The organism is Burkholderia sp. 9120 (genome assembly GCF_000745015.1).
Lineage (GTDB): Bacteria > Pseudomonadota > Gammaproteobacteria > Burkholderiales > Burkholderiaceae > Paraburkholderia.
The window spans coordinates 6,070,234-6,090,277 of sequence record NZ_JQNA01000002.1 but is presented as its reverse complement, the minus strand read 5'-3'; the positions used below and the strand labels follow the sequence as shown (position 1 = coordinate 6,090,277).

Genomic DNA, 20,044 nt, shown 5'->3' with positions numbered 1-20,044 from the left:
ATGCGTGCGTTTGCCGCTCCACGCCTCGAGCGTTACTCCTCTTTGAATTCGCACCGCCATGTGCCGGCCGAAAGCGCTGCGGCACAATGTTTCAAATGCGATTTTTTATCGATTTGAATACCGGGATTTAACGAGTACGCCGCATCCCCTCCTGCGAGTCCATTCACATCGACGGAAGGAAAGGCTTGAACGGCTTCACGACGAGATGGCGCGCGATGTCGAGCACTGCGTTCAATACGGCCGCACACCCACTATGTCGATAGCCCAGACTGGAGATATCCGGCCACTCTGTACGAGGTCTTGAGTGTCGTGGATTGAGAGGGCGACCGTAACTCCCCAGATTGGGAGGCGAATCGAAGCGGCTTGCGGCAATGACAGGACGAAGGCGCCAGTCGATCTGACGCGTTCCGCTGCATGGGACGGAGATGATGTTGCCGGTCAGTCAGGCATTGCGCCGGACGAATCCAGCGGCGGATCAATCAGAACTTAACCTTCACCTGAAACCCGATCGTAAACGGCAGGTGATCCGACGGGATCGGCGGAATCACGATGAAGTTCGCGCCCACGCGTTTGTACTCGACCATCACGATCGGCGCGAGCACCGGCCCGATCGTATGGTCGCGACCCAGCCCCCAGTTGCCGTAGTTATAGCCGGAGATGATCCCGCCCATTGCCGCGAGCCGCACGATGCCCCAGTGCGCGAACTCCGGCGCCCAGACACCGCCGCCATAGTAGGAAGGCCGGCGCAACGAGTTGCGAAAGCCGCCCGCCGTCAGCGCCCATTGATTGTTCAACCAGCATTCGACGCCAAGGCCTGGGTTGAATTGCTCGAAGTGAGTGCCGGGATCGGGATCGATGTGATACGAGCCGAGCATCGCGTCGACCCATACGCCGCCGTCGCACCAGCTTCCCGCATGCGCCGCGGAGGCCGCGGCCAGACTCGCGACGAGTGCAACCGCGGTATGTCGGATGGTCTTTCTGATCTGCCGAAAATACATGTCTTCTCCGTCACCGGTCGAGCGCCGGCGTCATCTATGTTCTGGATAGTCGTGCTTGCCGCCCGTCGCGCACTGTACCTCAACCCGCACGGGCGATGTGGAGGACACGCTCGGACGCGCGGGCACAAGTCGTGCCCCGCAACCTGGAAGCAGAACAATAACGGAGAACCGATGGCAGAGCCGTGAAGACGAGGCGGCTTTTTCGAAGAAGCGCTTAAAGACCGAGGTCGGACAAACTCGCATGGTCGTCCGGACGACGCCCGAGCGGCCAGTGATACAACCGGTCGGCTTCGCGGATCGGCATGTCGTTGATGCTCGCGTGACGGCGCGCCATCAAGCCATGCTCGTCAAACTCCCAATTCTCATTGCCGTAGGAGCGGAACCAGTTGTTCGAATCGTCATGCCATTCGTAGGCAAAGCGGACGGCGATACGGTTATCGGTAAATGCCCAGAGTTCCTTGATCAGACGGTAGTCGAGTTCCTTCGCCCATTTGCGACGCAACAAGCCGACAATCTCCGCGCGGCCGTTCGTAAACTCGGCGCGGTTGCGCCAGATGCTATCGGCGGTGTACGCGAGCGACACGCGTTCCGGGTCGCGGGTGTTCCAGCCGTCTTCAGCGGCACGCACTTTCTGGATCGCGGTTTCGCGTGTGAACGGTGGCAGCGGCGGACGGGTTTCGGTTGGATCGGCCATGATGTTTCCTCACTTCAGTCAGGTTGCGGTGCGCCGGGATGGCGGTCGTTTGTTCGGTTTGCTCTTGCTCGAAGACGCGTCGGCCTCGCTGGCGGACTCCGCTTCCAATACGGTGTGCGCCACGGCCTGTGCGTCGAGTGCCACATCGGACTCGCCGCTCACCAGTGCCACGGCAATCGCGCCATCGAGCAGCACCAGCCACTGACGCGACAGGCGCGCGGCACGGCGGCCCTCCATGCCCGACTCCGCCGCGAACTCGTCGCACTGCGTTCGCACGAAAGCGAGCAGGCGTTCCTTATGTTCACGCGCGACGATCCGGATCGGATCGTCCGCCGAGGCAATTTCGCCGGCCGCGTTCAGGAACGCGCAGCCATGAAAATCCGCCGACTCAAACCATTCGCGCAACACGTCGAACATGCCGAGCAGACGTTTTCGAGCCGTCTTGCCGCGTTGCTGCGTGCCGGCGATAAACCCGTTCATCCAGCGTTCATCACGCCGTTCGAGTGCGGCCGCCACCAACGCATCCTTCGATTCGAAGTGTGTGTAGAAACTTTTGCGTGCGGTGCCGGACTGCTTGACGATCGCGTCCACACCGGTGGCATGGATGCCGCCGGCGTAGATCAACGCCTCGGCCGCTTCGAGCAGCCGCTCGCGCGCGCTGCCGGGCATCGGCGATTCTGATTCTGATTCTGTTTGAGTGTCGTTAGCCATGTGCGAAGAGTAGAACGATCATTCTCCTTCGTCAAGTGTTGATGTGTTTTGCGGATGAAGGACGCGACCTGCTATCTTGCTCATGATCGGTCAACCGGAACGAACGACATGAGCTCATCAACTGCCCGCGCCGGCCTTGCGCGCGCCTTAATGCGAGGCTTGCTCAGCGCAACGCTGCTAGGCGCGGCGGCCTGCACGCCGATTCAGGTACTCACGCATTCGGTCAGCCAGAACGAGGCCCGCGTGCCGGTCGGTCGTTACGAGGTCGACCCGAACCACACCAGCGTGACTTTCGACATCGATCATTTCAAGTACACGCGCTTTCAGATCCGCTTCGATCGCAAGAAGGGGCAACTCGACTGGAACGAAGGTGGTCTGGATAAGAGCACGGCGTCGATCACGATCGACGCCGCGAGCATCGATACGAACGTGCCACTGCTGGACAAGATGGTGAAAAGCGCCAGCCTGCTCGACGTTGAGCGTTATCCGGAGATTCGCTTCGTGAGCACGCGTTTTGAGCGCACGGGTGAATCGCGCGGCACATTGACGGGCGATCTGACAATTCACGGCGTGACGCAACCGGTCACGCTCGACGTCACGTTCAACGGCTTCGCCCCCGATCCGCTGACGAAACAGGACACGCTGGGTTTTTCAGCGGAGGGGCATTTCAGCCGCGCGAAATTCGGTTTGGCGACGTGGTATCCGGCCGTCGGCGACGACATTCATGTGCGCATTCAGGCGGAGTTCGTGAAAACGCCCGCAGGCGGGTGAGCGCGCTGCGGGCGTTTTAGTGTTGTGTTGCTGTTGCGTTAGTTCAAGCAGCCGTCCAATCGAGAATCACCTTGCCGCTCTCGCCTGAAAGCATCGTGGCAAACGCTTCCTGATAGTCGTCCACTTTGAAATGGTGCGTCAGGATCGGCGACAGATCCAACCCGCTCTGCAACATCGCGACCATCTTGTACCAGGTCTCGAACATCTCGCGGCCATAAATGCCCTTGATTTCGAGGCCTTTGAAGATCACCTGCGTCCAGTCGATCGCGGTCTGCGCCGGCGGAATGCCGAGCAACGCAATCTTGCCGCCGTGGTTCATCGCTTCGAGCATGCTGGTGAACGCGCTCGGCACGCCGGACATTTCGAGGCCGACGTCGAAACCTTCGGCCATGTGCAGATCCGCCATCACATCGCGCAGCGATTCGCGCGAGACATTCACCGCGCGCGTTGCGCCCATCTTGCGCGCGAGTTCGAGCCGGTAATCGTTGACGTCGGTAATCACCACATTACGCGCGCCGACGTGTTTCGCGATCGCCACCGCCATGATACCGATCGGTCCCGCGCCGGTGATCAGCACGTCTTCACCGACCAGATTGAACGATAGCGCCGTATGCGTGGCGTTGCCGAACGGATCGAAAATCGCGGCGAGGTCGTCGGAAATCTCCGGCGGAATCTTGAATGCGTTGAAGGCCGGAATCACCAGAAACTCGGCGAACGCGCCTTCGCGATTCACGCCGACGCCCACCGTATTGCGGCACAGATGCCGGCGACCGGCGCGGCAGTTGCGACAAAAACCGCACGTGATATGCCCTTCGCCCGACACGCGATCGCCGATCGCAAAGCCGCGCACTTCCTGGCCCATCTCGACGATTTCGCCGACGTATTCGTGACCGACATGCATCGGCACCGGAATCGTTTTTTGCGCCCAGTCGTCCCACTTCCAGATATGAATGTCGGTGCCGCAAATCGCGGTGCGCGTGATGCGGATCATCACGTCGTTGTGGCCGACTTCAGGTTTCGCGACGTCCGTGAGCGTGAGGCCCGGTGCGCGTTCGAGTTTTGCCAATGCTTTCATGTACGCCTCCCGATCAGATCACGCCAAGTTCACGGCCAACGCGCGCGAACGCATCTACGGCGCGATCGATCTGCTCCGTGGTGTGCGCGGCGCTCATCTGCGTGCGAATGCGAGCGCGCCCCTTCGGCACCACCGGGAACGAAAAGCCGATCACGTAGACGCCTTCCTTCAACAACGCATCCGCCATCTTCGACGCGAGTTGCGCGTCGCCGAGCATGACCGGAATGATGGGATGTTCGCCGGGCACGAGCGCGAAACCAAGCGCGCTCATCTTGCCGCGGAAGTGCGCGCCGTTTTCGCGCACGCGTGCGCGCAGTTGCGCGCCTTCGTCGCTCGCGAGCAGTTCGAGCACTTTCAGCGACGCGGCGGCAATGCTTGGCGTCAACGTGTTTGAGAACAGATAGGGACGCGAACGCTGGCGCAACAACTCGATGATTTCCTTGCGCGCCGCGACGTAGCCACCCGATGCACCACCCAGCGCTTTACCCAACGTCCCCGTGATGATGTCGACGCGCGACAGCACCCCGCAATGTTCCGGCGTGCCGCGACCGTGTTCGCCGACGAAACCCACCGCGTGCGAATCGTCGACCATGACCAATGCGCCGTAACGATCGGCGAGGTCGCAGATGCCGGCGAGGTCGGCGATGATGCCGTCCATCGAGAACACGCCGTCGGTCGCGATCAGTTTGAAGCGCGCGCCGGCGGCGTCGGCTTCTTTCAGCCGCGCTTCGAGATCGGCGAGGTCGTTGTTCTTGTAGCGAAAGCGCTTCGCTTTCGAAAGCCGCACGCCGTCGATAATGCTCGCGTGATTCAATTCGTCGCTAATGATCGCGTCGTTGTCGTCGAGCAGCGTTTCGAACAGGCCGCCATTTGCGTCGAAACAACTGGAGTAGAGAATACAGTCGTCGGTTTGCAGGAACGCGGCAAGCGCCGACTCGAGTTCCTTGTGCACGCTTTGCGTGCCGCAAATGAAACGCACCGACGCCATGCCGAAACCATCGTGATCCAGGCCTTGCTTGGCGGCTTCGATCAGACGCGCGTCGTCCGCCAGTCCCAGATAGTTGTTCGCGCAGAAATTCAACACGTCCGCGCCGTTGGCGAGACGAATGTCGGCTGACTGCGGGCTGGCGATCACGCGTTCGTTCTTGTAAAAGCCGTCGGCGCGGATCTGCTCCAGAGTGCCGCGCAGATGGGCGAGATATTGGTCACGCATGAACCAGACTCCTGAAATGGGTGAGAGCGCCCGTGTCAGCGTGTTCGGCATGTGCGACCACGAGGCGGCCTGTTATAGTCGGCTGTCAGTTTTAGCGGATATTTTCGTTTTTCCGAACTAAAATCCGATATATCGAACAACTCTAAACGATGGGTCAGGAAATGGCAAGTTCGGGTATTCGACGCGCCGCGGCCGCTGCAGCGCCTGCTGCGAGCGCTGCGGGCGCGGGTCCGGTGGCCGCGATTGCGGCGCCGCCGCGTGTCGGCGAACACATTCAGCGTCTGCGCGCCGAACGGCGCATGACGCTCGACGATCTGTCGCGCGCGGCCGGCGTGTCGAAGTCCATGCTATCTGAGATCGAGCGCGACAAGGCGAATCCGACTATCGCGGTCGCCTGGCGGCTGACCAATGCGCTCGGTGTCAGTCTCGATTCGCTATTCGCGCCGCAAAAGGCGCCGGAGGCGATCGCCGTCTCCGGTCCCCACGACATTCCCACGCTGAGCGGGCACGAAGCCAAGTATCAGCTGCGGGTGTGGGGGCCGATCGAGTTGGCCGGCAAGTTCGAGTGGTACGAGTTGACGCTGCAAGCGGGCGGGGCGTTGGTGTCGAACGCGCACGAACCCGGCACGCGCGAACACCTGACCGTGCTGCATGGATCGATTGAAATAGAGGCCGCCGGTACGACGAAACGGCTCAAGACCGCGGACACCGCGCGTTATGTCGCCGACGAACCGCACGCCATCCGCAATGCCGGCAAGGGTGAGGCGAAAGCCTTGTTGGTGGTGATTCACGGCTGACGCGCCCGCTCACCGTTAGTCGCGCGTGACGGATCAGGCTGTTCGTCGGATGAGGTTGCGCCAAACACTGTATGTTTGTACAGTATTGGCTATCGACTGGAGCCGACAATGAACGACCTGACAACCGACCATGCCGACCACGCTCTGGCCGCGCTGCGCTATCAAACCGCGGCGCGCGATCTCGAACGCATTGTGCGCAATATCGCCGCGCGCTACATCGTGCAAGAGGTGCCGCTCACGTGGCGGCTGCTGCATGCCGTCGAGGCAGAGGCGCTGGCCGACCTCGGGTTCGCCAGCCGACACGACGCAATCATGCTCGGGCTGTTTCAGCGCCCGTCCGATCTGCCTTATCCCGAGACTGACGAAGGCGTGGACTTCGGTACGTCCACCGCATTGCCCGCGGTGTTCGCGTTCGCCGTCTGCGCCTATGAGGAAGCAGCACGCCGCGTTGCGCAACCGGTTGCGCAAGATGCTCCGCTGAAGCGCGCGCGAGCTTGGGGCGACTGACTCAGGGCTGATTTTTCGGCAGTTGCCACCTACAATATGTGCAACTAACGGAAGGATAGCTCATGTCACCTCCTCATCTGTCCGACCCGGTGCCACGGCCCGCGCCCTCGTCCGATTTATTCGACCAGCAGCGCGAAGACTGGCGCCGCGATCCGCAAATCGCATTCGACGCATGGCTCGCCAATCAACATTTCCGGCGCTCGTCCGCTGAAGTCTACCAGGCGCAATGGGGACTCTTTCTCGAATGGCTGGCCGCACGCCAGAAGAGTCTCGTTACGGTCGATACGCACACCATCGCTGAATTTGTTGGTGGCCTTGAGATTCGAAAACCCCAACGTATCCGGTATTTACGCTTGATCGAACGGGTACTGGATCATGTACGCGAAATCGAATCCGCGTCGACCAACCCCGCTCGCTTCATCGCTCAGGATGGCGAAGCGGCCTGGCGAAACGCGCGCGACAATGAACCCACCGGGTTTCTCAACCACGCTGAACGTACCGCGCTGATTGCGCATCTGTTTTCGCCGTTGCCGGATTTGTCCGCGGCGCAGCGCTGGCGAGAACGGCGCGATCGCGCATTGATCGCCGTGTTTCTCGGCGGTGGATTGAAGACCGGCGAAGCAGGTGCACTTTCGGTTAGTTGCGTGAATGTCGGTTCGCCCTGGGTCACGATCGAGTCCGCGAATCCCATGTTGATGCGGCGCACGCGGCTTGCGCCCTTCGCCACAGCCATCCTCGACGCGTGGCTCGCCGAGCGACGTCTGTCGGAATTGGCCGGCAACCTGGTTTTTCCCGCGTCGCCTTCCGGACGGCCGATGCACAAGGCCACCATGCTGCGCGCGGTCGACGCGTTGATCGACGCAGCGGGCATCGCGGCGTCGCGTGCTTCACGGGCCAGTCCGCAAACCTTGCGGAACACTTTTGCTGCGGATCTGTTTGAGAGCGGCGTGGAGGCGGAACTGGTCGGCCAATGGCTCGGCTTCGTGCAAGCCGTGTCGGCGAACCGGTTGTATCGGGCATGGCAAACGTGGGCGGATCAGCAAGATTCAGTTGCAGTCGATGAACCGGATCCGGTGGCGCACCCCTTGCCTGAACCTAGGCGTGACGGGCGTTTAACAAGGAGAAGGGGAGGAAACGAGCCCTGAAAATCCTCACCTCTCGGGTCCCGAATTTCCTCACCTTTCACCGTTTATCCGTTATTGCAGGACGTCGGGCTCTCACGCCGAGGCGGTGATCGGGTCATCCGACAAAAATCGGCTAACCGCCTCCAGCCTTGATTCGCCGAGGCCGGACGAGTGATCGCATTCCGGACATTGCAGTTCGAAGCGGTGATCGACCTGCGACAGCTCCGGCTCACCGTCCTCACATTTTGGGCATCGTAACGGCAGTGCGACGTGACCGTCCGCTGCAGTTCCGATCGTCCGCAACTCTTCGCTGCTAAGCCGCCCGGCCTCGACCAACGAACAAAGCAGACCGGCGATTGCCGGATCGATCCCTTGCTGACCGCGCAGCACGGCGACTTCTTTTGTCAACGCATCGACGTCATCGGATTGCTCGCGCAGTTGCGCGTCGAGCCGATCGCCGCGCGCCTTGGCTGCGGCGATTTGCTGAATAAACTCGAATTCCTTGCGACTGGCGTCGCGTACGCCGGACTGATAGGTCGCTGCCATGGTGCGAAGGGAGTCCAGCTCAACCAGCATGGGCTTCACGCGTCGCTCGGCTTCGGCGATAGCGTCTTTGATCTGTTGCGCATAGTGCTCGGTGCTTTGCCGTAATTCGACGTGCAAGGCGTCGATCCGGTCGCGAAGCGTCGCGTTGGTCGCAAATTCATTGTCGAGTCGCTGACGAAGCGTCCCGTTTTCCTGTTCGAGCCGTCGAGCCGTTGCCTGCAGGCCTTCCTGGTGAGCATTGCCGTGCGTAGTCGCACTGGATAGCTGGGTTTCGAGTTCGCGAACCTTTTCCCATGCTGCTTCGGCTCGTAATTCGCTGCGCTTGATCGCGTCTTCGGAGGCATCCAACCGAATCTCGGCGTCTCGAGCACGCTGCTCGGCATCCGCGATCTGGGTGCGAATTTCGGCGCGTTCGTCATCTAGCGCAGTTCTGGCGTGAACGACCGCTTCCTCAAAAAGAGCGCCTAGCAGTTCACCGGCGCGATCTTCCAACGCTTTCGGGATGGCGCCGGCGCCAACTTTGACACGCGACACGTTTCGGATGCGTTCCCAGAAGTGGTCGATGTCTTTCGGGATATCGCTGGCGCTGCCGGTTTGCGTCAGGTCGCGAACAGCGGCCATGGACGGACGGATTCCCAGATCAAAAAACAATCGCTTGCAGGCGTGAAGCGAAAGCTCTTGCCGGCGAGCGCCGGTGATTCGCATGGAGTCGAGCTCGTCGCGAATGGTTTGCCGTACCTGATCCAGATTCATGTATACCTCGACGCCGCTCGAATTGCATGAATCATAACAATTTACGTAACGTTTGCTACGAATTTGTGGCTGTTGAGCTGACTGTGCCGAATTGGTGTGGTTTACCGCCTGAGGTACGTCACTGAAACATCATGCAAGCAGTTTTTCCGTGAAACAAAACGAAGAATAGCCAACAAGTCTTTGTAAAGAAAGAAGTTTTGCGGGTTTCTCAGCGATCGCGCACTGTTTCACGACTGTGTGATGACGGCGAGGCGGTTGGGAGACTTTGTCCGAAGGACGCACGGGGGAAGATTCTAGAGAGTAATAAAAGTAAACACCTTTGAACCCATGTTAAAAACGTTAACGCCACAGCAAACCTATACCTGGTAAGGGTTTCAGAGCACGAAGGTGAAGCTTTGCGGGAGAGGTGGTGAGATCTTGCGGGAGGGTTGAGTGATGGAGTTCGGGGGCCTTGGTGAGCAGGTCCGGGATAGAACGTGAGCGGGTTCGGGAGACACCCCAAAAGCTGGGTTTGGTCAAAGGTGAGGTTTTGCGGGACCTGCTCGTCTCGGATCGCCCGGCAGCGCTCGATCGTGCCCTCGAAGGCCGGACAGCCTAAAGGTGAGCGCTTTCAGGACCACCTTGCCGGCCGATTTTTGGCGGTATTCAGGGGGCGTAAACCCCTTTGGTGAGTTAAGACGGGAGGAAACGCGAACCGAAGGTGAGATTTTACGGGGCCGAGGTGCCATTTTTGCCAAATTTTTGTGCATTGCGAGGCTTAAGGTGAGGGTTTGCAGGAGCCCGGCGGTTGTTGTGGCTGTTTTCCGGCGGCAAGCTCGACTAGATGATCGGAGCCGAGTGCTGCAAAGGTGAGGAAATTCGGGAGGTTCGAATCGGGACGATTGGCAAGACTTCAAATTCCCCGGTTTTTGCCAAAGGTGAGGTTTTTCGGGAGTGTTTTGAGCCGTTCTGGATCGCTGAGGTGAGGAAATACAGGATCAAAACGGCCGGAATGGCTCGGAAATGCCCTACACGCGTAGAGAAATTGCGCTGGGTATTTCGTGTGCTGAATTTTAAAGGTGAGGATTTTCGGGACCTTTGTGGCGGGGATTCGAAGTGCGCGGTTTCGCTGCAAAAGGCGGTTGAGGTGAGGTTTTACGGGAGTTCACGAGGAAGAACCTTGTCGAGGCGATTTCCTAACGTATTGAATTTATGGATTATTTCTAGAATATTTTGCAAAGGTGAGGTTTTTCGGGAGGCTTTTTTTGAGGCGCATTTGGCTGCCGTGAAGGCTCAAAGGTGAGGGTTTTCAGGAGAGTTTTCTCGCGATTCTTACGCTCGGCCACGCTGGAGGCCGCGCCGTTCCGAGTGTTGCGACGTGGTTAAGGTGAGACTTTTCGGGGGCAGCTTTTGGTTCGGCGCTGGCGCAAGAGTGAGAGATGGCGCTGGCGGCCGCTTTTGACGACCGCTGCGCAGCGGTGTTTTCGGTCGACGTCGCGTGATAAAAAACGTCCGCTTTGCTGCGGTGGCGTATTGGCCCACGGGCTAATTGCACGCCGATGATCACCGGTGGCGCCGTCGCTGACTCAATTTGAGCGTGCTGTGCGGTTACCGGTGAGCGGTTGCCCGCGCGTGGACTGTGGCGGGTGCTGAGGGCTCTGGAGCGCGTGATTGCGGGTTCGCAGCCGGTTTCGACTCACGGATAACCTTGCTGTCGGTGCATTCGGGGTGTCCTTCGCATTGATCGCGGTGTCGGATCCCCCCATTGATGTGGTTTTGGGGTATGCGGTCACCCCTCCCCTGCCGAAGCGGCTGGTCTCTCCGGGGGACTGTGCTTTCGCCAAGTGGATCGCCATCGGTGCGCCTGGTTCGGTCCGCCGTGCGAGCAGTCAAAATTCCGGAAATTTTTTAAGGTGAGGAGATTCGGGATCGAGTCACCACTGTTCTCGCCGGTGAGGGAAAAGGTCTGAATTTGCCAGGACCGCGACCTGCAAGGAGAGCCCCAACCTGGCGCCAGACGGCTGAGGTGAGGATTTTCGGGAGACGCTCGAGGTGAGTCGTGCGCCGTAAACTCACTTCACCCCGAACGGTGAGACGCACGCTATAGACGCGTATCACCGCAGTCGGTATGCTCTCGCCAAATCCCTCCTCGACCTGACGCATGGCCACGAAGCGCGCGAAGAAGACCGATGTAGTCAGCCCGAGCTCGGCCGAATTGCGCAAAGCCGTCGAGGCGATCGCGATTCAGCCCAAAAGCGGCAAAATCACCCTCCTGACCCGTAAGCTGTTCAACGTGCTGCTCGCCGTCGCTCAGCAAGCGGACGAGTCGGGCGACACGTATCGGGCCTTGCTGTCCGACATCGTCGCCAATTCGGCATTCGATTCCAACGACACGGCACTCGTCAAAGAGCATCTGCGGCGCATGGTGTCGGTGCAGGTTGAGTGGAGCACTGGCACCTCCAGCCAGAAGCCGGGGCGCAAGTGGGGTATCTCCACGCTGATCGCCGACGCGGAAATTCTCGAAGATCCCACCACACGCCGCGTTTGGGTTGAGTTTTCGTTCGCGCCGAAGATCAAGAAAAAGCTGCTGGATCCAGTTCAGTACGCCCGGCTGAGCCTGCAGTTCCAGAGCCAGTTGCGCAGTAGCGCGGGCTTGGCGCTCTATGAAATTTGCGTGCGCTATCTGACCAACCCGAGTCATCTGACCATGCGCGAGACTTGGGAATGGTGGCGCCCTATCCTCTCCGGTACGCCGGATACGGAAGCGGGTGATGAGGCGAAGCGCGAGTACAAGTATTTCAAGCGCGATTACCTGCGCCCGGCGATCGCCGAGGTCAACGCCGTCACGAACATCTTCGTCGAATTGATCGAACACCGGGAAGGACGACGCGTTGCCGAAATCCAGTTCCGCGTGACTGAACGCAAGCAGCCCATGCTTGCGCTCGACGAACATCCGAACGTGTTCGACAGCACCTTGGTCGACCGGATGGTGAAGATCGGCATTCCGCTGAAAGAAGCGCAGACGTTGTATGCCGACAGCGAGGAAAACCGGATTCGCGCCGCGTTGCAAATGACGGAGCAACGCATGCGCAGCACGTCGTTGCCGGCCGTGCGCAGTGCGCCGGCGCTGTTCAAAGACGCGTTGAAGAAGGGTTATGCGCCGCCGGTCGAAGCGCTGCCTTCCGGTTCCGGTGGCAAGGCGGCAGTGGCACCGGCCGACGATCTCAAGGCCCGTCTGCTCGGCGAATATTCGGCGCATCGTCGCAAGGAAGCGTACGAGTTGTACAACGAGCAAGGTGAGTCGGAACGGGATATCGCGCGGCAGTCGTTTGAAGAAGACGAATTGCCGGGCCTGGGCACTCACATGCGCGACGACTGGCGTCGTCGCGGGCTGGATTCGAAGATTGTCGAGACGGCATTCTTCGATTGGCTGGCTCGCAAGACCTGGGGTGAGCCGACCGATGGTGACCTGCTTGCCTTCACGCTGAGCCAATCGCGCGCGGCGTAATCATTTAGCGGGACGGCGGCTGGATCTGATTGCCGCCCGTCGACCAGAATTGGCGCCTTAGCGCTGACTCTGGTCGTCTTCCCCGCAGTGACTTCCCGATCCGTTACTTCAACATCTTCTCAATCTGCCGAAGGATGTCGTCACGTTTTTCACGCGTGAGCCCTTTCAGGCGCAGTTCGATTCGATCATCCCCGTACGATTTGAGATCGCCGACCGAGACACCTTCGAGTTTGATCTCGAGGCGCTGCGCGTAGCGCTGCCGGCCAGCCGGCTTGGTGCTTTCCTGCGCGCTTGCCCGACCTTTGACGATATCCGCAACTTGCCGCGTGCTCAGATCGTCGGAGAGGATTTTGTTGATCAGGCGCAGCGTCGCATCGGCGCCGCGGGCCGTATGGTATCGGCCGACCTGATACGCCATGTTCGAGCCGAAGCGGTCCGGGCGCGCGACCATCTCATGCATGACGACCTCCGGCAACTTGGCGACCGACAGGGCGACCGCGACGGTCGATTCGTCCAGACCAAGATGTTCGGCAAGCTCCTTCTGGCTTTGAAAATGCCGGTCGTCGAGAAAGCGTTTCCAGACAACGGCGTTGTCGAACACCGTTTGTGAATCGCGTTGGACGTTGAGGTCGTAGCCGAGCTTGTAGCTCTGAATACCGATCGGCAGATCGATGACGATCGCCTTCACCGATTCCTTGTTCGCTTCTTTCAGCGCACGTACGCGCCGGCCACCGTCACTGACGAAGTAGGTACCGGGATTGTCGTAATCGGGAATGACGTGGATCGCTTGCTGCTGTCCCTGCTTCGCCAGATTCACGGCGAGCTCGGCAATCGACGACTTCAGATAGAAGTGCCGCGGATTGAACGGGCTCGGTTTGATCGTCTTGAGCGCGAGGTCGATCACCTGGCCCGGCCGATAACCATGCTCGAGCCGCCACGTGCGGTAGGCCGCCGATTCATCGGCGGAGTCGACCGTGTCGACTTCCACGACGCTTTGCGGCATGACGGATGACATCGGACGGCTCGGTACTTCACTGCCCTTCGGGCCGTTCTTGACCAGACCGTCGATGGCATTCAGACGATCGAGCGCGGTTCGCTTCTCGCTGCTGGTCGTATCAGGACGTGCTTGAAAGCCTTTGGCGAATTGGGAGGGTTTCATTCAGGGTCCTTTATGCGCATAAATTTCACGGGAGCAGGGCGGCGATCTCGTTGGCGCACGCCCGTACCTCGATGGCGGCGAGCTTGGCGCCGCGATCGTTCATCTGAAGGACTGTCTGTCCCAACGCCATGGCCTGCTTGTAGGCTTCGCGCGTCGGGATCTGGGTCTTCAACAGCGGGAATCCGAGTTCTTCCAGCGCGCGCTTCAGTTCGCGCGTGAGCATCCGTTTCTCTTCGGTCTTATTGAGCAGAAAGACGGCGCGCAGGTCTTCGTTCATGACTTGAGCCTGCTGAACGAGTTTCACCAAGCCGATGCTCGACCAGTAGTCCGCCGGCGATGACGAGGTGGGAATCACCGCGACACTCGCTGCCAACAGCACGACGCCGGACACTTTCTCTGTGATGGAGGGCGGGCAGTCGACCACGATGATGTCGTAGTCAGAGACGAATTTCTTGATCTCGCGATGGATCTGGCTACCGGCTTCGGACAGGTTGACGACCGGGAATGGGATGCCGGTGTCGCCGTCCGATGATGCGCTGGCCCAGTGGATGAGGGTGTTTTGACCATCTGCGTCTACGACGAGGACGCGTTTGCCTTTCTCATGAAACGCAGCGCCGAGGTGCATCGCGATTGTGCTCTTCCCGACCCCACCCTTCTGCTGAGTTACCGCGATGATTTCTGCTGCCAATCTTCACCTCCTCTTTTTAGACGCAAATGGATTCTACCTGGATGAATTCGTAATTCAATCGTTTTTGGTAAAACAATAGACGCGTTAGCCATTCGGGATAGGTTTATGCGCATAAAGGACGTGTGGCCGACGAGAGCGCAATCGCGAGGCTGTGATCGGTGGTCCCGGGTGTGGTTAGCGATGCGGTGAAGAGGTACGACTGGATGCAAGTCTGCGCTGTCGATGCATGTGACGGAGTCGGAGTCGGAGTCGGAGTCGGAGTCGGAGTCGGAGTCGGAGTCGGAGTCGGAGTCGGAGTCGGAGTCGGAGTCGGAGTCGGAGTCGGAGTCGGAGTCGGAGTCGGAGTCGGAGTCGGAGTCGGAGTCGGAGTCGGAGTCGGAGTCGGAGTCGGAGTCGGAGTCGGAGTCGGAGTCGGAGTCGGAGTCGGAGTCGGAGTCGGAGTCGGAGTCGGAGTCGCTGGCGTTGGCGTTGGCGCCGACCCTCGCCTGGAGCTTTCAGCTCCGCCGCTTAGATGAACGAGGGCGCTAGCGCGATCGAATATCAGGGGGCGCGGCATTGTCATGCGCGACAGTGGCATCAGCGGGGAAGGCAAAGCTGGCAGACGCCCGGTCACGCGCTTTATGCGCATAAAGTCCCCCGCGACTTGGCGCAGTTCTCAACGGGCGTGGGAGCATTCGGCATCGCGAGACGCCACCGTGTGGTGACGGCGGGGATGTGTGTGGGACCTATCCGAGCGTGCGACACGTGACACAAGTTCGTGTCGGTTCGAAGCCACGGCCGACCATCTTCGGGTGGCTTTATGCGCATAAACCGAAAACGGTGCCGTTGGAGCGAATCGACGATATGTGCCCGACCTTCCTCCTCCCCTCTCGTTGCGAGCACCCGCGCATGAGGAAATACTGCAGCCCGCGCCTACTTTTGCAGACGGGCTGGCTAAGCACAAGCCGACCGAATTGGCAGCGTCGATCAGAATTTCGCTGCGTGGCCGGACGCCTGCTTCGCGTCACGTCGATCATCAAACGCAGCTTGTCTTTATATCCCTCGCTGGGACACGGAGCATCGTGCGGAAAAAACCGGCTAATAAATTTTGGAAGAAACACGAGAAAAACTAGCTCGCGTCGTCGAGCCCAGAATCCGCCTAACCGCCAAACGCGACCCATCCCTTGTCTGGTGTGAACCGCCTGCGCCGACGCCGAAAAAGAAACTACCGACGCAAACCGCCGCCCCACCCACCGACGCGCGAACACCCATCAACCCGCTAAAATCCACCACAAAAAAGCGCCATGCCAGCAGAACACCAACCGCAACAAACTACCCAACCATGATCATCATCTACCACAATCCCCGTTGCTCAAAATCGCGTACTGCGTGCGAGTTGCTCACCAGTACCTACAACGTCGCAAACGAACCGACGGAAATTGTCGAGTATCTGAAGCAACCGCTCACCGTCGCTCAACTCAAGCAGTTGAACGCCCAGCTAGGCTGCCCGGTTCGCGAGATGATTCGAGACACGGAAGCCGAATATAAAGAACTCCAACTCTCCGACGTCGCGCTAAATGACAACGAGTTATACGAAGCAATGGCCAAGCATCCCATCCTGCTGCAACGGCCGATTGTCGTGCGAGATGGCCGCGCGGTGATCGGCCGTCCGCCAGAAAACATCGCGTCGCTCTTCGCCTGATCGACTACGAAAGCGCATCACCGGAAAACGCATCACCTAACCTGCGCAGCTGCCACGCCAGCAAAACACGTCGTTCAAGCGGCGTGTCCTGGCCACAACTTCAGTCGTCGTCACCAACGCCGCATCCATCGTCACGATCTTCGCGAAGATCGCCGATACGAAATTCTTTGACGTGAGGCGCATCGGCGGCGAAAACGGATTGGGACGCAGCGTCCAACAAAGCGTCCACATCGCCAAGCAACGCACGCCAAACGACCCACCGCTGCCTCACACAAAAACCGCTCACAAAAATAACGATCACAAACCAAACCCATCGACGCCGGCAATAACTTGTCCGCTACCCCGTCCAATCCGACAAATTCAAATAAAAAAATCACGGCGGCGCGCAAAGCCCACACCCCTCTCACCAATCTGTCGCCCTCACAACGACGAGCCGTCGCGCCCCGCTACAATCCGTCATCCGCGGGCGGCCGTGGATGCGTCAATCGATTAAAAGGGACACCGTGCATCTGACGACAACACTCGCGCCGTGGTCATCCCACGACACCCAACTGATTCTGTCGTGCGTGCTCGGGCTCGCACTCATTATCATTTTCATCAGCGTGCTGAAGCTTGCGCCGTTCCTGTCGATTCTGGTCGGCACGTTCGCCGCCGGTTTTGCCGCGGGACTGCCGCTCGAGGCCGTCGCCAGTGCTTTCAGCAAAGGCGCGGGTGCGTTGCTCGGCGACGTCGGCATCATCATCGCGCTGGGGGCCATGCTCGGTGCGCTGATGGCCGAATCGGGCGCGGCCGACCGGCTCGTCTCGACCATCCTCAAACATTCGACGCCGCGCACGCTGCCATGGATGATGGCGCTCGTCGCGCTGATCATCGGCTTGCCGCTCTTCTTCGAAGTCGGCCTCGTGATGATGGTGCCGATCATCTTCGTGATGGCGCGCCGCTCGCAACAACCCATCTTGCGTATCGCGATTCCTGCGCTGGCCGGCATGACCACGCTGCACGCATTGCTGCCGCCGCACCCGGGTCCGTTGATCGCGGTCAGCGCGCTGCATGCCGATCTCGGTCTGACGCTCGGCCTCGGCCTGATCGTCGCGATTCCGGCAGTGATTCTCGCGGGTCCGCTTTACGGTATCTGGCTGTCGAAGCGGATGCATGTCGCCGAGCCCGAAGAAATGGGCAAGCTGTTCACCGCGCAACAAGACACCACCGAGCCGCCGGGTTTCGCGATCTCGCTGATCACGATTCTGTTGCCCGTCGTATTGATGTTGGGACGCACGGTCGCGAAGCTGCTGCTTCACCCCGAAACCTTCCTGTTCGACGCGCTGAATTTCCTGGGCGAGCCGTTGATCGCGCTCGGCCTCACCGTGCTGTTCGCGGTGGTCGCATTGGGCTGGTCGCGTGGCATGGCGCGCGATCGCGTCGGCGGCATTCTGCGCAAAAGCTTGCCGCCGATCGCCGCGCTGCTGCTGACCATCGGCGCGGGCGGCGGACTCAAGCAGGCGCTCGTCGTCGCCGGCATCAGCACGACGATCGGCAAGATCGCGGTCGGCGCGCACATGCCGCTGATTCTGCTGGCGTGGCTCATCGCGGTGGCGCTGCGCCAGGCGACGGGTTCGGCAACCGTCGCCACCACGACGACTGCGGGGATCGTCGCACCGGTCGTCGCGGGTCTCAGCGCGACGCACAATTCGCTGATGGCGCTCGCGATCGGCGCAGGCTCAGTGTTCTTCTGCCACGTGAACGACGCCGGCTTCTGGATGGTGCGCGAGTATTTTGGCTTGCAATTGAAGCAGACGGTGCTCGTCTGGTCGGTCCTGCAAACGATCGTCTCCGTGGTTGGCCTTGCACTCACGCTCGTGCTGTGGGGCGTCCTGACGTGACGCTGCACTAGGCGCCGCCGGATTGGCAGGAATTGCGACTGCGCTGTCAATTTCTGCGTGAGAAGGCCGCTTACACTGCGTGGTCAGGCGAGGTGCGGCGCACCTCGCTCCCCTCTCGACGCGGAGCCACCATGCTTGAATTGAGACCTTCCTGCGAAGGCTGCGGCAAGTCACTGCCGCCGAACGCGCCCGACGCGATGATCTGCACTTACGAATGCACGTTCTGCGAGGTTTGCGCGCTCAGCACGCTGCGTAACGTGTGTCCGAATTGCGGCGGCAATTTCCAGCATCGGCCGATACGCACGCGTGCGCAGCTCCAGAAACATCCTGCGCGTATCGAACCGTTTCCCATCTCGATCGACGAGGCGGCGCACGCAGGTTATTTCGAGCGTTATCGGAACACACCGCCGACCGAGCGGTGAATGGTGAATGCGATGCCAATGCATGCCGGCATCGCGTTCGCCCGCCGCGCCGCCACTGCCCTACACCGCGCGTCAGTCGTCCCCGCTCGTCGCGCCCGGCGTTGCGATCCCGCTCATCGACCGCGCGGCCACGCGCAGCAAACGGATCTGCTTGCGGTAGTTGCGGCAGCCGCTGCAGGTCGGCAGATGCAGCCGGATGGCGACCCATTCCCCCGTTGTCAAACGGCGATCCAGCGCATCCGACAACAAGCGCGTGATGTTTTTACATTTCCCCATTCGCATCCTCGCTGGATAGGCCTTTTTCGCTCAGGCAAGTGCGCAGGCGCAAGCGCGCGCGGTAAATCAGCACGCTGCAATGATTGGCGGTCATGTTCAGTTCGGTGCAAATCGCGTCGGTCTCGAGATCGAGAAATTCGCGCATCATGAACACGCGCCCGATCTGTTCCGGCAGGTGGTCCAGACACATTTCGAACAGCGTCCAGAACTGCTGCTGACGCAGCGCGGTTTCCGGCGTCGGCCATGGACGCGGTTTGGTTTCGCGCGACCAGTGGCCGTTGTCCTTGAACAGTTCGCGATCGAGCAACGCTTCGCCGTCGAGTTCGGATTCCAGCGCGGACAGGTTGATCGTCCGTTGCCGGGCGCGCAGCGTGTCGATGAGCTTGTGCCGCAGGATGCCGAACACCCACGTCTTGTGCTCCGACTGCGCCGCGAAGCGATCCGCTTGCGTCCACGCCGCGGCGAGGGCTTCCTGGACGGCATCTTCGGCGGCGGCCGCGTCGCGCAGTTGCAAACGGGCGAAGCGCACCAGGTCGCGCCGCAATTGCGTCAGATAAACGGGATCGTCGAGCGCCGGCCCGTTTACTTGCGCCATGGCATGCTCCGTCGCCCTGCTCGCGTTCGCCGCGCGCTTTCTCTTGCGTCGTTGTGGTTCATAGAGGGGGGTGTTTTGCGCAATAGGGGGATTCGAGCGCCATTGTGCTCTAAGCCCCAGCGCAATCGAATCGGTATTGAACATATGCCCCGCCGACGCACGATAAACAGATGACGTTAGTCGAGCCACGGCAGGGGGTTATGACAGAAAAAACATTATTGCGAAAATTGAAATCAATCTCATGGGCGAGCGTTGCCGCTGGCCGTCCCACAGCCCAGCGCCAAAAGCGCATCATCGCAATTGACCCACCACGCATGCCAATTCTGATTGTTTCATTTTGCGAAAAGATGTCTTTGCGACTTTGATATTTTTAGGCGGACACTGAATCGCTATCCTCCAGTCCATCGATCGCCCTGATCGCGAACTAAACGCTGAAGAGGAGTAGCACCATGAAACGCATTCTGTCCGCCCTGATCGCTTCCGTCGCCCTGTTTGCGGCCGCTTCCGGCGCTGCGCACGCAGCTGCACCGGCGCAATGCAACGGCCCGGCATCGTATTGCAACGTGTTTTTCGGCAACTAAGCCGAGCAGCGAACGGGCTCGCCGCTGGACGCTTCATTTGTCCAGCGCCGGTCTGTCAGCAGGGAAGCTTTTCGAAGCAAAAGGGT

General features: G+C 60.1%; 20 protein-coding genes. 10 read left to right on the top strand and 10 right to left on the bottom strand.

Going from position 1 to position 20,044, the window contains the following annotated elements; translation table 11 throughout:
* Positions 1-479: 479 nt before the first annotated feature.
* The 3 genes from FA94_RS35120 to FA94_RS35110 form a co-directional block, all read right to left on the bottom strand.
* Positions 480-998, bottom strand: coding sequence for a hypothetical protein (locus FA94_RS35120; RefSeq protein WP_035560646.1), 519 nt, complete (start codon positions 996-998; stop codon positions 480-482).
* A gap of 214 nt (positions 999-1,212) precedes the next feature.
* Complete coding sequence (locus FA94_RS35115) at positions 1,213-1,692, bottom strand: nuclear transport factor 2 family protein (RefSeq protein ID WP_035560642.1); 480 nt, start codon at positions 1,690-1,692, stop codon at positions 1,213-1,215.
* A gap of 18 nt (positions 1,693-1,710) precedes the next feature.
* A complete protein-coding gene (locus tag FA94_RS35110; protein ID WP_035560639.1) occupies positions 1,711-2,403 on the bottom strand; it encodes a TetR/AcrR family transcriptional regulator in 693 nt (230 codons plus the stop codon).
* A 108-nt stretch (positions 2,404-2,511) separates the two neighbouring features.
* On the opposite strand from FA94_RS35110, the gene FA94_RS35105 reads away from it, so the two are divergent.
* On the top strand, positions 2,512-3,174 hold the full coding sequence (locus FA94_RS35105) for a YceI family protein (RefSeq protein WP_035560636.1): 663 nt from the start codon (positions 2,512-2,514) through the stop codon (positions 3,172-3,174).
* Between the two features lie 43 nt (positions 3,175-3,217).
* Here the strand turns inward: FA94_RS35105 and tdh are convergent, their stop codons facing one another.
* Positions 3,218-4,249, bottom strand: coding sequence for an L-threonine 3-dehydrogenase (gene tdh, locus FA94_RS35100; protein ID WP_035560633.1), 1,032 nt, complete (start codon positions 4,247-4,249; stop codon positions 3,218-3,220).
* 13 nt (positions 4,250-4,262) lie between these two features.
* Positions 4,263-5,462, bottom strand: a complete 1,200-nt coding sequence (locus tag FA94_RS35095) for a glycine C-acetyltransferase (RefSeq protein WP_035560630.1) — start codon at positions 5,460-5,462, stop codon at positions 4,263-4,265.
* Positions 5,463-5,611: 149 nt separating this feature from the next.
* Between FA94_RS35095 and FA94_RS35090 the strand changes: the two genes are divergently transcribed.
* The 3 genes from FA94_RS35090 (at position 5,612) to FA94_RS35080 (ending at position 7,911) form a co-directional block, all read left to right on the top strand.
* Positions 5,612-6,259: a helix-turn-helix domain-containing protein gene (locus FA94_RS35090; RefSeq protein WP_035560628.1), complete on the top strand. Its 648-nt coding sequence runs from the start codon at positions 5,612-5,614 to the stop codon at positions 6,257-6,259.
* A 108-nt stretch (positions 6,260-6,367) separates the two neighbouring features.
* The gene (locus FA94_RS35085) at positions 6,368-6,766 is read left to right on the top strand and encodes a DUF2471 family protein (protein ID WP_035560623.1); all 399 of its coding nucleotides are present in this window, start codon (positions 6,368-6,370) and stop codon (positions 6,764-6,766) included.
* A 62-nt stretch (positions 6,767-6,828) separates the two neighbouring features.
* Positions 6,829-7,911, top strand: coding sequence for a tyrosine-type recombinase/integrase (locus tag FA94_RS35080; RefSeq protein ID WP_035560620.1), 1,083 nt, complete (start codon positions 6,829-6,831; stop codon positions 7,909-7,911).
* Between the two features lie 72 nt (positions 7,912-7,983).
* Here FA94_RS35080 and FA94_RS35075 read toward each other — a convergent pair whose 3' ends face one another.
* Positions 7,984-9,189 (bottom strand): DNA-binding protein, encoded by a 1,206-nt coding sequence (locus FA94_RS35075; protein WP_035560617.1) that lies wholly within the window; start codon positions 9,187-9,189, stop codon positions 7,984-7,986.
* Between the two features lie 2,140 nt (positions 9,190-11,329).
* Between FA94_RS35075 and FA94_RS35070 the strand changes: the two genes are divergently transcribed.
* A complete protein-coding gene (locus FA94_RS35070; RefSeq protein ID WP_035560614.1) occupies positions 11,330-12,676 on the top strand; it encodes a replication initiation protein in 1,347 nt (448 codons plus the stop codon).
* Between the two features lie 103 nt (positions 12,677-12,779).
* Here FA94_RS35070 and FA94_RS35065 read toward each other — a convergent pair whose 3' ends face one another.
* The gene (locus tag FA94_RS35065; RefSeq protein ID WP_035560611.1) at positions 12,780-13,835 is read right to left on the bottom strand and encodes a ParB/RepB/Spo0J family partition protein; all 1,056 of its coding nucleotides are present in this window, start codon (positions 13,833-13,835) and stop codon (positions 12,780-12,782) included.
* Positions 13,836-13,860: 25 nt separating this feature from the next.
* Entirely contained in the window at positions 13,861-14,523 is a 663-nt protein-coding gene (gene parA, locus FA94_RS35060; RefSeq protein WP_012428795.1) for a ParA family partition ATPase, read from the bottom strand.
* A gap of 222 nt (positions 14,524-14,745) precedes the next feature.
* On the opposite strand from parA, the gene FA94_RS39300 reads away from it, so the two are divergent.
* The 4 genes from FA94_RS39300 (at position 14,746) to FA94_RS35035 (ending at position 18,506) form a co-directional block, all read left to right on the top strand.
* Positions 14,746-15,051 carry a hypothetical protein gene (locus tag FA94_RS39300; protein WP_035560607.1) on the top strand — a complete coding sequence of 102 codons (306 nt, stop codon included), beginning with the start codon at positions 14,746-14,748 and terminating at the stop codon, positions 15,049-15,051.
* A gap of 793 nt (positions 15,052-15,844) precedes the next feature.
* Positions 15,845-16,204, top strand: a complete 360-nt coding sequence (arsC, locus tag FA94_RS35050; protein WP_035560605.1) for an arsenate reductase (glutaredoxin) — start codon at positions 15,845-15,847, stop codon at positions 16,202-16,204.
* A 503-nt stretch (positions 16,205-16,707) separates the two neighbouring features.
* Positions 16,708-18,084 (top strand): GntT/GntP/DsdX family permease, encoded by a 1,377-nt coding sequence (locus tag FA94_RS35040; protein WP_081936394.1) that lies wholly within the window; start codon positions 16,708-16,710, stop codon positions 18,082-18,084.
* Positions 18,085-18,215: 131 nt separating this feature from the next.
* Positions 18,216-18,506 (top strand): DUF1272 domain-containing protein, encoded by a 291-nt coding sequence (locus FA94_RS35035; protein ID WP_035560599.1) that lies wholly within the window; start codon positions 18,216-18,218, stop codon positions 18,504-18,506.
* 72 nt (positions 18,507-18,578) lie between these two features.
* Here FA94_RS35035 and FA94_RS35030 read toward each other — a convergent pair whose 3' ends face one another.
* Positions 18,579-18,782, bottom strand: coding sequence for a zf-HC2 domain-containing protein (locus FA94_RS35030; protein ID WP_035560596.1), 204 nt, complete (start codon positions 18,780-18,782; stop codon positions 18,579-18,581).
* The gene (locus FA94_RS35025; RefSeq protein ID WP_035560592.1) at positions 18,769-19,377 is read right to left on the bottom strand and encodes an RNA polymerase factor sigma-70; all 609 of its coding nucleotides are present in this window, start codon (positions 19,375-19,377) and stop codon (positions 18,769-18,771) included. The genes FA94_RS35030 and FA94_RS35025 overlap by 14 nt, the downstream gene beginning before the upstream one ends.
* Before the next feature lie 449 nt (positions 19,378-19,826).
* On the opposite strand from FA94_RS35025, the gene FA94_RS39835 reads away from it, so the two are divergent.
* Positions 19,827-19,958 (top strand): hypothetical protein, encoded by a 132-nt coding sequence (locus FA94_RS39835; RefSeq protein WP_257030615.1) that lies wholly within the window; start codon positions 19,827-19,829, stop codon positions 19,956-19,958.
* The last annotated feature ends 86 nt before the right edge of the window (positions 19,959-20,044 follow it).

Excerpts from the sequence above, each read along its gene's own strand:
- FA94_RS35120 (WP_035560646.1), bottom strand. The coding sequence starts at position 998 with ATGTATTTTCGGCAGATCAGAAAGACCATCCGACATACCGCGGTTGCA.
- FA94_RS35115 (WP_035560642.1), bottom strand. The coding sequence starts at position 1,692 with ATGGCCGATCCAACCGAAACCCGTCCGCCGCTGCCACCGTTCACACGC.
- FA94_RS35110 (WP_035560639.1), bottom strand. The coding sequence starts at position 2,403 with ATGGCTAACGACACTCAAACAGAATCAGAATCAGAATCGCCGATGCCC.
- FA94_RS35105 (WP_035560636.1), top strand. The coding sequence starts at position 2,512 with ATGAGCTCATCAACTGCCCGCGCCGGCCTTGCGCGCGCCTTAATGCGA.
- tdh (WP_035560633.1), bottom strand. The coding sequence starts at position 4,249 with ATGAAAGCATTGGCAAAACTCGAACGCGCACCGGGCCTCACGCTCACG.
- FA94_RS35095 (WP_035560630.1), bottom strand. The coding sequence starts at position 5,462 with ATGCGTGACCAATATCTCGCCCATCTGCGCGGCACTCTGGAGCAGATC.
- FA94_RS35090 (WP_035560628.1), top strand. The coding sequence starts at position 5,612 with ATGGGTCAGGAAATGGCAAGTTCGGGTATTCGACGCGCCGCGGCCGCT.
- FA94_RS35085 (WP_035560623.1), top strand. The coding sequence starts at position 6,368 with ATGAACGACCTGACAACCGACCATGCCGACCACGCTCTGGCCGCGCTG.
- FA94_RS35080 (WP_035560620.1), top strand. The coding sequence starts at position 6,829 with ATGTCACCTCCTCATCTGTCCGACCCGGTGCCACGGCCCGCGCCCTCG.
- FA94_RS35075 (WP_035560617.1), bottom strand. The coding sequence starts at position 9,189 with ATGAATCTGGATCAGGTACGGCAAACCATTCGCGACGAGCTCGACTCC.
- FA94_RS35070 (WP_035560614.1), top strand. The coding sequence starts at position 11,330 with ATGGCCACGAAGCGCGCGAAGAAGACCGATGTAGTCAGCCCGAGCTCG.
- FA94_RS35065 (WP_035560611.1), bottom strand. The coding sequence starts at position 13,835 with ATGAAACCCTCCCAATTCGCCAAAGGCTTTCAAGCACGTCCTGATACG.
- FA94_RS39300 (WP_035560607.1), top strand. The coding sequence starts at position 14,746 with ATGCATGTGACGGAGTCGGAGTCGGAGTCGGAGTCGGAGTCGGAGTCG.
- arsC (WP_035560605.1), top strand. The coding sequence starts at position 15,845 with ATGATCATCATCTACCACAATCCCCGTTGCTCAAAATCGCGTACTGCG.
- FA94_RS35035 (WP_035560599.1), top strand. The coding sequence starts at position 18,216 with ATGCTTGAATTGAGACCTTCCTGCGAAGGCTGCGGCAAGTCACTGCCG.
- FA94_RS35030 (WP_035560596.1), bottom strand. The coding sequence starts at position 18,782 with ATGGGGAAATGTAAAAACATCACGCGCTTGTTGTCGGATGCGCTGGAT.
- FA94_RS35025 (WP_035560592.1), bottom strand. The coding sequence starts at position 19,377 with ATGGCGCAAGTAAACGGGCCGGCGCTCGACGATCCCGTTTATCTGACG.
- FA94_RS39835 (WP_257030615.1), top strand. The coding sequence starts at position 19,827 with ATGAAACGCATTCTGTCCGCCCTGATCGCTTCCGTCGCCCTGTTTGCG.